Origin of the sequence: Flavobacterium sp. UBA4854 (assembly GCF_002399805.1) — a bacterium.
Lineage (GTDB): Bacteria > Bacteroidota > Bacteroidia > Flavobacteriales > Flavobacteriaceae > Flavobacterium > Flavobacterium ginsengisoli.
The window spans coordinates 1-10595 of sequence record NZ_DHEI01000029.1; the positions used below are offsets into that span (position 1 = coordinate 1).

Consider the following 10595-nt stretch of genomic DNA (forward strand, 5'->3'; position numbering starts at 1 on the left):
GTTCGAATCCCTCTTTCTCCGCTAAATTTAAAAACCCTTAACTTTGTTAAGGGTTTTCTTTTTTATCATATTATTTTCAAAAAGCATTTTTAAATTCTTGTTTTTTTTTCTATAAAACAGATTTCAAACTAAATACAAAGATTGTTCAAAACAAATCAAAACCATTTACCTAGAACAAATTGCTCTTGTTAGCTAAAAAAACTTTGAAAAGATTTTACTAAAAAAATGCAGAATGAAATCCGAATCATAATGAAGTCATTAATGAGAAATAGACCTAAATTTCTAGATACGCAAGAGCGACTAATTATCTACCATTTCGCATTGCCCTTATTAATTTTTCGTTACGCCTGTCGGCCCTTGAATTCTGAAGCGATATAACAGCCCATATTGCCGCAGGCAACCAGCCAATTAAAGTAAGCTGTAAAATTAAACAAAGCAAAGACGTCAAAATTTTGCCCCTTAAAAGAAAGGAGATACACGGAAAAAATATTGCTATGAGGGTCATCATTTTTGAATGGTTTTAGCTATATGTCGCAAATCTTGCAATTTGTTACTTAAAACCTCACCACACAATGAAATTTCAAATTTCACTCTTTATCAAATCAACCTCAACTCCATTCCGGAAACTGCGTTTTATTTAAGTCAAGCTTTTCAATTTCTTTTATATCAGCACTATCAAGTTTAAAATCAAAAATGTCAAGATTTTCTATAATATGTCCTTTTTGTGAAGATCTCGGAATAGCTACAATGCCACGTTGGTAATGCCATCTCAAACTTACCTGCGCAGTAGTTTTGCCATGTTTTTGAGCAATTTTAGTTAGTATTTCATTTGTAAAAAGACCATTACGACCTTCTGCAAAAGGAGCCCACGCTTGCATTTGGATATTATGTTGTTTTAATACTTTATAGTCATTTGTCTGCTGAAAATAAGCATGCGTCTCAATTTGATTTATCACAGGTTTTACCTCAGCATAAGATAAAAGAGCAGCTAGTTGTACCGGATCGAAATTGCTTATGCCAATAGCTTTAATTTTTCCCGCTTTATAAAGTTCTTCCATTGCTTTCCAAGATCCTTTCACATCACCTCTTGGACGATGAATCAGATACAGGTCAAGATATTCAAGTTGCAGTTTTCTTAGTGTTTCTTCAAAACCTTTTTTAGCATTTTCATAACCAGCATCATCAACCCATAGTTTCGAGGTAACAAAAAGCTTTTTCCTGTCAATTCCGCTTTGCTTTATACCTCTGCCCACTGCTTCTTCATTTCCATACACTTTTGCAGTATCAAGAAGACGATAACCTGCCGATATAGCTTCGGCAACTGATTGCTGGCATACTTCCCCACTAAGACCATATGTACCAAATCCTAGTATAGGCATTTTGACACCGTTATTCAGCTTGACATCTGGAATCTGAACATCTTTTTTATCTACGACAACATTTCCGAATAGCTCAGGCATTCCAAAAACACCTAAGTAAATTCCTGCGGCCGCGAATTTTGCACTGGTTTGTAAAAAACTGCGTCGGCTTATTTCATTTTTTTGGTTTTGAGAACTCATATTTCTGGTATTAGTCAATTCATAAAATCAATTACTAAAAGTAAATATTATATTTTAAAAATGAAGCTCATTTTTTTCAATTCCTAAGATCTTAATACTCTACGTTTCTTTTACTAAACAAATCTTATTCATTGTTATTTTTTCACGTAATAAAAAAGGCGCTTAAAAAATTTAAGCACCTCTTTTGTAATTCATTTTACCAATCAATTATTACTTTACAAATTCAATAATAAAACCTCCTTTTGGAGCCATATTGTATTTCCACTTAGCATTAATTGGATGAGTTTCTACTTTAAAATCCATCAACGGGTCTTTACCTTCAGAAATGATTCTGAATTTTGAATACCCTTTTCCGTATTTAGTCAGATCAATAGAAACAGGTAAAGCTGTGTTAGTTCCGTTTATCCCAATGATATAAGAAAGATTATCTTTTTTACGTGACAACACGATTGATTTTCCTGGTTCTGCCACAATAGCCTCAGTTTTATCCCAAGTTGCCGGCATTTCTTTCAATAAGTTTTTAAGTTCATTAGGCAGTGAATTAAACACTTCTTCCGAATCAGCAAAATGAATAATCCCTGAGGTATAAATCATAGCCATTGCCAATTCATGAACCGAAGTATTTAAACGTATATATTTTCTAAAAGTTAAAGCAAATGGCGTGTAATCAGCTGGACCAGCAACGTTTCTTGTAAAAGGTAATACGGTATTCTGTTCTGCTGCTTTTTCTGGAAATCTTGGTTCATAAAAATAACTTTCTGTTCCTAAAATAGCTTCTGCGGTTACAAAATTCGGCCATGTTCTGTGCCAGCCTCTTGGAACCGTTGTTCCATGTAAGTTTACCAATAAATGTTCTTTTGCTGCATCTTCAAAAATACCTTGCAAAGCTGCCATAACTTCTTGCCTGTCTGAACACCAAAAGTCAATTTTTACTCCTTTTATTCCCATTTCAGCCAATTCTTTAAATCTCTTTTTTCTTTTTTCTGAATCAAAGTATTCTGCTGAAAATCCCCAAACTAATGGCTGTACTCCTTTAGACAATGCATAATCTACAATTTTCCCTTCCTTGTTGGCTTTTTCCCAACCAGCATCAAAAAGTGTGTATTTGAAACCAAATGAAGCCGAAACATCTGTAAACTTATTATACATTTCTGGCGTAAAATCTTCTGGATGCGACCACCACGACCAAGCCGCTTTTCCAGATTGAATCCAAGAAACATCTTTAATTTTAGAAGCTGGAGCTAAATCTGTAATCATTGTAGACAATAAAATATTGCCTGCATTATCTCCAATCATTATAACTCTCCAAGGCATTGTCCACGGTTCTGCAGACTCAGGATATGCATTTCCTTTATCTGGTAATGGCAAAGTAAATTTCTCATCATTTTTAGCAAAAGCAATGGTGTACATTCCGTTTTTAGAATCTGGCGCTAAATGACAGCCTGGAAATGAACCGTCTGTACCAGATTCTGCAATCAGTACCCAGTTTTTAGCATCGTTTACATTAAAAAGTGCCGGCATACACCAACCAATAGATTCGTTTCGAGCACCGCTTATTGGATCTCCTGATTTTACATTTACATAAAAATCTTCATAACCCGGTGTATAATCTCCAGCCTTATTATAAGGTTGCAACCATCCTTTTGCTTTTTGATCGATATGGAATCCTGTTAGTTCATTTTTAAGAATTTTAGATCTATTCGCTTTATTATCAAACTTATATCTAAAAGCAACGCCTTCTTCTCCTGCAATTAAGTCTATCGTCATCAAAGCACCTTGCTTGTTTTTGAAAGTGATGCTTTTGGTTTTAAAAACATGATCAGCTGTTTTATTATTGGCTACTTTAAGTTCATATTTCTCACGTTTTTCTTCTATTGGAGAAACATTTACAACAGATAATCCTGTAGTAAAATCATCATTTTCAAAAATCAATCCAAGTGGAGAATCAAGTATAACAGCTTTATCATGACGCGTAACTTTATAAGACAATTGTCCGTCTTCGCTTAAAGACAGTGAGATCTGATTGAGATTGTCCTTAGATTTTAGCGAAAGTGATGTATTCTGTGCCTTACAATTCGTCAGCAGAAAAAATACTGACGGCATCAGGACAATTAAAAATCGGTTTACAAACTTTTTTTTCATTATATAAATATTTAAAGGTGATAGTTAAATTTTGTTAGTTGCTATATCAAAAGTATAAGCAATGGTTTCATCGTAGATTTGACCTGCTCCAAATAAAGTGTTAGGAAAATGTTCATGATTGGGACTATCAGGATAATACTGGCATTCTAAACAAAGTCCGTCAAAAGATTGGTATAATTTAGAATGTTCACCGATTAATGCACTGTCTAAATAATCTCCTGTATAAAGCTGCACACCCGGATATGAAGTATAAACTCGCATTATTCTACCTGATTTTTCTTCAATTAATTTGCAAACAAGTTTTTCATCAACACGATTGCGATCTAAAACATAATAAAGATTTAGTCCCTTGTTTTGCATTACGTCACCCAGTTTATCATTCATAAATAAATATTCATCAGCTAGTATAATTTTTCCTGTCGGAATATAATCGGCTGTACTTTCTAATATTTTTGATCCTTGAATGGTTAATCTATGATTATGGATTTTATCTTGACAAGCTGATAAATTGAAATAAGAATGATTGGTAAAATTAAGCGGAGTCGATTCGCTGGCTTCTGCCAAAAACTGAATTTTCAATTCGTTTTGATCAGTCCATTTATAAATCACTTTTAGATTTACATCTCCCGGAAAACCGCCTTCTCCACTCCTGTTTTCAAGTGAAAAAATCACAGCATCGTTTTCTATTTTAAAATCGAATACTTTAGAATTAAATCCTGCTGAACCGCTGTGATTGTTATTTTTTCCGTCGTTTTTATCCAGATAATACGTTTTATTCTCAATAGAAAACGAAGCATTATTTATTCGGTTTGCAAAACGCCCGATTGTCGCTCCGATATAAGCCTTGTCTTTTAAATAACCTTCTAAAGTAGGAAAACCCAAAACCACATTTTCTTTCTTTCCATTTTTATCTGGCACAACTATGGATTTTACTATGGCACCATAATTAAGCAGCTCCACATAATTTCCTTGGCTGTTTGTAATAGTAAATTTGAAAATTTCTTGGTCTGCAAACCAGCCAAAAGACTCGCATGCAATTATATTGGTAGAATTCATATTGATTAAAAAAAGGTCAGAAAAGATTTAAGTTAGATTAGAATTTCAAATTTACTTTTGATAATTGTGCTTAAAATGGACATTTTTTTTGAAAGCATGGATTAAATTATGATATTTGAAAAACAAGATTTAGGAAAATGAAAAACACATCGCAAAAGGAAAAAATAAAAGTCAAAGAAGGTTTTTTAGGACAGCGCATGATTGTAATTCCTAAAAACATACTTTCCAATATCAAAAAGAATCCGCTTATTTCGGGTTTGTATTTTACCGATATTGGCGTTTTTCCTAATGCGAGCCATCATTCCATGAAGCGAAAGCACGGAAGCAAACAATATATCCTGATTTATTGTTATAAAGGAGAAGGCATTATTAGCCGAGAAAACAAAACCATTACACTCAAAGCCAATACCTTTTATATTATTCCACCAGAAGTTGCGCATGATTATTATGCTTTAAAACAAAATCCGTGGAGTATTTATTGGATTCATTTTACTGGACCACAAGCAAATTATTTTTACGATAAATTCATAACCGAATATCCTGATACCGCTCCGCAATTATCGCTTGAAGAAAGACGTATCGAACTATTTGACAACATATTAGACGTTATGGAAGACGGTTACAGCTCCAGCAATCTAGAATTTGCCAATTTATCTTTATGGCAACTATTGAATACCTTTTTGTATGAGAAATTTTTCATTCAAAAAAATCGAAAATTTTCAGAGGATAATACTATTGAGTCGGCTATTGATTACATGAAAAAGCATCTGGAACTTTCGTTAAAAATAAACGATGTTGCAGCTTATTTTAATTATTCATCGTCACATTTTTTTACCTTATTTAAGAAACAGACGGGTTATTCTCCTATACATTATTTCAATTATCTAAAAATGCAGAAAGCCTGTCAATACTTAAGTTTTACGACCATGAGCATAAAAGAAATCAGTTTTAATTTAGGTTTTAATGATCCGTTATATTTCTCCCGTTTATTCAAGAAAATAATGAGTACATCACCTATTCAATATCGAACAGAATATAAGCAGTAACGCAATTGTTTTCGGATTTTAAAACATGATGCTAAAAAATCAGATTATAATCCATCTATTCAAAAAAAATATCCATAAATCAAAGGTTCCGATTCCGCTAATTTTACAAAAGCTATTAAAACCTTTTTATGAAAAATTACAATTATACCTTTTTACTATCAATTAGTCTAGTTGCAGCACTGGGTGGTTTACTCTTTGGCTACGACTGGGTTGTTATTGGCGGAGCAAAACCATTTTACGAAATTTATTTTGGCATTTCAGATTCTCCAGCTCTTCAAGGCTGGGCAATGAGCAGTGCTCTTGTTGGCTGTGTGGCAGGTGCCGCTGTTGCAGGAAAACTAGCCGATACTTACGGAAGACGTCCTCTACTGATTGCTGCCGCCGTATTATTCTCCTTATCGGCAATTGGAACAGGAGCTTCAGAAACCTTCAACATATTTATTGTCTGGCGTATTATTGGAGGAATCGGAATTGGAGTTGCTTCTACCATATCGCCTTTATATATTGCAGAAATCGCACCTCAGGAAACCCGCGGACTTTTCGTGTCCATAAACCAACTTACCGTAGTTATCGGAATTCTTGCTGCACAGATTACAAACATGCTAATCACAGAAGTTATTCCAACTGGTTATTCTCACGCACAGATTCTTGCTTCTTGGAACGGACAAACCGGATGGCGATGGATGTTTTGGGCAGGATTTTTCCCGGCTGTTCTTTTCTTTTTATTAATGTTTCTGATTCCAGAAAGCCCAAGATATTTGGCTAAAAAAGACAATCAAAATTCGGCAGAAGACACTCTTGCTAAAATTGGAGGAATTGATTATGCTAGAGAAGAGCTTAAAAAAATTAAAGAAACTTTTACACACGAAAGCGAAAAGACCGATTTCAAAATATTATTCGACAAAAAAGCTTTTTCGATCTTAATTATCGGAATTGTATTGGCCGCTTTCCAACAATGGTGCGGTATTAATATTATTTTCAATTATGCTCAAGAAATCTTTGTTTCGGCTGGTTACAGCATAAACGATTTGTTCATGAATATTGTGATAACAGGAAGCATTAACTTGGTTTTCACTCTAGTTGCTATGGGAACTGTAGACAAATTAGGCCGCAAAAAATTAATGCTTTTTGGTTCTGGAGCGCTTGCTGTAATCTATGCTTTACTAGGATATTTTTATTACACCAATGTTACCGGATTTCCATTATTGCTATTGGTATTATTAGCCATTGCCATTTATGCAATGTCTCTTGCTCCTATTACTTGGGTTATTTTATCTGAAATTTTCCCTAACCGAATTAGAGGTGTAGCAATGTCTGTTGCCACTTTTGCACTCTGGATTGCTTCTGCCATATTAGTGCAGACCTTTCCAATTTTTAACAACTATCTGGGCACGTCAGGCACTTTCTGGCTGTATGGAATTATCTGTGCCTTAGGATTTCTATTTGTTTTCAGAAAACTTCCTGAAACGAAAAACAAAAGTCTTGAAGAGATTGAGGAGCTTATGGCTGCTGATCAATCAAAACATATTCAATAATTTAAATTTCATTACATCATGCAAAAAGTAAATGTTTGGAAGGAAAAAATAATCCTGCCAACTTATGAGGTGGGCAAACCTGAAAAAAATCCTGTATTTATTGAGAAAAGAGTGTATCAGGGAAGTAACGGATCGGTATATCCTTATCCGGTTATTGAAAAAATCGCGGACGAAAAAACAGATAAAGAATATCAGGCCGTATATCTTGAAAATGAATTCATTAAGATAATGATTCTGCCTGAACTTGGCGGAAGAGTTCATATGGCTTATGACAAAACTAAAAACCGTCATTTTGTATATTACAATCAGGTTGTAAAACCTGCATTGGTAGGACTTACAGGTCCGTGGATTTCTGGCGGAATCGAATTTAACTGGCCTCAACACCACAGACCAACTACATTTGATCCTGTAGATTTTACAATTGAAGAACATGAAGACGGAAGCGCAACGGTTTGGTGCAGCGAAGTTGAGCGTATGTTTAGAACCAAAGGTATGGCTGGTTTCAGACTATATCCTGATAAAGCGTATTTAGAAATTAAAGCACAATTATACAACAGAACTTCATTTCCGCAGACTTTTTTATGGTGGGCAAATCCTGCTGTAAAAGTAAACGACGATTATCAATCGGTTTTTCCGCCTGATGTAAATGCTGTTTTTGATCACGGAAAACGCGATGTTTCTTCTTTCCCAATTGCAAAAGGAACGTATTATAAAGTCGATTATTCGCCTGGAACAGATATTTCACGTTATAAAAACATTCCGGTTCCGACTTCTTATATGGCGATTGCTTCAAAATATAATTTTGTTGGCGGATACGAAAATGATTCAAAAGGTGGTTTATTGCACGTTGCCAATCATCATGTTTCTCCAGGAAAAAAACAATGGACTTGGGGACACGGCGATTTCGGTCGTGCTTGGGACAGAAATCTTACTGATGAAGATGGTCCGTATATCGAATTAATGTGTGGAGTTTATACTGATAATCAGCCTGATTTTACTTGGATTATGCCAGGCGAGCAAAAAGATTTCACACAGTATTTTATGCCATATCGTGATTTGGGAGTAGTAAAAAATGCAACCAAAAATGCGATGGTTAACTTAGAAAACATCGGCGATCAATTAGTTATTAAAGCATACACAACTGGAGTTTATCCAAAAACGACGGTGACTTTAAAAAATAATGGCTCAGTTTTATTCCAAAAACAATATGATGCCTCGCCATACAATTCATTTGAAGAAACAATTGATTTCAATACCTCATCAGGTTTAGAAGGATTGTCAATTACTGTAACAGATGCTGACGATAAAGTTTTAGTAGATTGGAATTATGAAGCTCAAAACGAAGATGAGATTCCAGAAGCTGCAAAACCTGCTCTTGCACCTGAAGATATTGAAAATAACGAGCAATTATTCCTGACAGCACAGCATTTAGAGCAATACAGACACGCCACTTATAGTCCGATTCCGTATTACGAAGAAGCGCTTAAACGTGATTCTGGTGATGTTCGTGCTAATAATGCAATGGGATTATGGCTGATGCGTCGAGCAAAATTTGCAGAAAGCGAGCCGTATTTCAGAGCTGCTATTAAAACGCTTACACAGCGAAATCCAAATCCGTATGATGGAGAAGCGTATTTCAATTTAGGATTGTCACTTAAATATCAGAATAAAAACGAAGAAGCTTACGATGCTTTTTACAAATCGACTTGGAATGCAGCTTGGCAGAATCAGGGTTATTTTTATGTAGCGCAGCTTGATGCTTTAAAAGGTGATTTCGATTCAGCTTTGATTCACATTCAAAAAGCGATTTCTAAAAATACAGAAGATCATAAAGCATTGCATTTGCAGGTGGCTTTTCTTAGAAAATTAAACCAAAAAGAGAAAGCGCTTCAGCTTGCTAATGCTTATTTAGAGAATGATTCTTTCAATTTTGGATTACTATTCGAAAAGTATCTTCTCAGCAATGACAAACAGGATTTAACGTATTTAAATGCACTCATTCGAAACAACATTCATACGTATATCGAATATGCTTTAGACTACAATGCAGCAGGTTTGTATCAAGAAGCTTCTGCTTTATTAAGTGAAGGATTGAAAGATGAAAACACCTATCCGATGGCTTGGTATTTTGCGGGTTCATTTTATGAAAAGCTGAATGATTTTAATCAAGCCGAAAAATGTTTCAAGATGGCTTCTCAGGCAAAACCTGATTATTGTTTCCCAAATCAGATTGAAGCTGCTTTGGTGCTTTCAGAAGTTATCGAGAAACAGACTAACGATGCAAAAGCGCTGTATTATCTAGGAAACTTTTGGTATGCATCGAAATTTTATGATGATGCGATTTCTTGTTGGGAAAAATCAGTTTCAATTGATGATAGTTTTCCAACTGTACACCGTAATCTTTCATTGGCTTATTACAACAAATTGAACGATGAGCAAAAAGCACTAGCAAGTCTGGAAAAAGCTTTTTCACTTGATTTGGAAGATGCAAGAATTCTAATGGAATTGGATCAGTTATACAAACGTTTAAATAGAGATTTGGTTTTCAGATTGGCCTTCTTAGAAAAACATTTAGAATTGGTTATTCAAAGAGACGACGTGTATTTAGAAAGAGTTGCTTTGTACAATCTTTTAGGGAAACACGATAAAGCACTTACGTTACTGCAAAACCGAATGTTCCATCCTTGGGAAGGCGGTGAAGGAAAAGTAAGCGGACAATATTTGATTTCTTTAACTGAAATTGCAAAACAGGAAATTACGCAAGGAAATTATGATAAAGCCATAGCGCTTTTGGAACAAGCACAAATTTATCCTGATAATTTAGGTGAAGGAAAATTACCTGGAGCACAGGAAAATGATATCCATTACTGGCTTGGTGTTGCTTATGAAAAGAAAAGCGATCTACAACAAGCTAATTATTGGTGGGAAAAAGCAACGCAAGGTTTAGAAGAACCAACAGCAGCTATTTTTTATAATGACCAACAGCCTGACAAAATTTTCTATCAGGGCTTGGCTTATCTGAAATTAAATGATTTTGCTGAAGCGAATAAACGTTTTGAAAAGCTCGTAGCTTACGCAAAAAAACACGTAAACGATCATGTTACGATTGATTATTTTGCGGTATCACTTCCAGATCTTATGATTTGGGAAGATGATCTGGACAAACGAAACAAAATTCACTGCTTGTATATGCAAGGATTAGGTCTTTTAGGTCTTGATAAAAAAGCTGAAGCAGAACAAACTTTTAATAGTGTTCT

At 34.7% G+C, this 10595-nt stretch carries 7 protein-coding genes; 3 read left to right on the forward strand and 4 right to left on the reverse strand.

Going from position 1 to position 10595, the window contains the following annotated elements; all coding sequences use genetic code 11:
• Nucleotides 1–304 precede the first annotated feature (304 nt).
• From B3J44_RS03955 to B3J44_RS03970, 4 genes are all read right to left on the reverse strand, one after another.
• Nucleotides 305–508 (reverse strand): YqaE/Pmp3 family membrane protein, encoded by a 204-nt coding sequence (locus B3J44_RS03955; protein ID WP_349678285.1) that lies wholly within the window; start codon nucleotides 506–508, stop codon nucleotides 305–307.
• Between the two features lie 100 nt (nucleotides 509–608).
• Nucleotides 609–1559, reverse strand: coding sequence for an aldo/keto reductase (locus B3J44_RS03960; protein WP_286965950.1), 951 nt, complete (start codon nucleotides 1557–1559; stop codon nucleotides 609–611).
• Nucleotides 1560–1769: 210 nt separating this feature from the next.
• The gene (locus tag B3J44_RS03965; protein ID WP_286965951.1) at nucleotides 1770–3701 is read right to left on the reverse strand and encodes a glycoside hydrolase family 97 protein; all 1932 of its coding nucleotides are present in this window, start codon (nucleotides 3699–3701) and stop codon (nucleotides 1770–1772) included.
• 24 nt (nucleotides 3702–3725) lie between these two features.
• The gene (locus B3J44_RS03970; RefSeq protein WP_286965952.1) at nucleotides 3726–4757 is read right to left on the reverse strand and encodes an aldose epimerase family protein; all 1032 of its coding nucleotides are present in this window, start codon (nucleotides 4755–4757) and stop codon (nucleotides 3726–3728) included.
• Nucleotides 4758–4894: 137 nt separating this feature from the next.
• On the opposite strand from B3J44_RS03970, the gene B3J44_RS03975 reads away from it, so the two are divergent.
• From B3J44_RS03975 to B3J44_RS03985, 3 genes are all read left to right on the forward strand, one after another.
• Nucleotides 4895–5803, forward strand: a complete 909-nt coding sequence (locus B3J44_RS03975; RefSeq protein ID WP_286965953.1) for an AraC family transcriptional regulator — start codon at nucleotides 4895–4897, stop codon at nucleotides 5801–5803.
• 128 nt (nucleotides 5804–5931) lie between these two features.
• Nucleotides 5932–7338: a sugar porter family MFS transporter gene (locus B3J44_RS03980; RefSeq protein ID WP_286965954.1), complete on the forward strand. Its 1407-nt coding sequence runs from the start codon at nucleotides 5932–5934 to the stop codon at nucleotides 7336–7338.
• An 18-nt stretch (nucleotides 7339–7356) separates the two neighbouring features.
• A partial coding sequence (locus tag B3J44_RS03985; protein ID WP_286965955.1) for a DUF5107 domain-containing protein occupies nucleotides 7357–10595 on the forward strand: 3239 nt, incomplete at its 3' end.

What these genes read in the sequence shown, in the direction of transcription:
- B3J44_RS03955 (WP_349678285.1), bottom strand. Translation starts at nt 508, where the DNA reads ATGATGACCCTCATAGCAATATTTTTTCCGTGTATCTCCTTTCTTTTA.
- B3J44_RS03960 (WP_286965950.1), bottom strand. Translation starts at nt 1,559, where the DNA reads ATGAGTTCTCAAAACCAAAAAAATGAAATAAGCCGACGCAGTTTTTTA.
- B3J44_RS03965 (WP_286965951.1), bottom strand. Translation starts at nt 3,701, where the DNA reads ATGAAAAAAAAGTTTGTAAACCGATTTTTAATTGTCCTGATGCCGTCA.
- B3J44_RS03970 (WP_286965952.1), bottom strand. Translation starts at nt 4,757, where the DNA reads ATGAATTCTACCAATATAATTGCATGCGAGTCTTTTGGCTGGTTTGCA.
- B3J44_RS03975 (WP_286965953.1), top strand. Translation starts at nt 4,895, where the DNA reads ATGAAAAACACATCGCAAAAGGAAAAAATAAAAGTCAAAGAAGGTTTT.
- B3J44_RS03980 (WP_286965954.1), top strand. Translation starts at nt 5,932, where the DNA reads ATGAAAAATTACAATTATACCTTTTTACTATCAATTAGTCTAGTTGCA.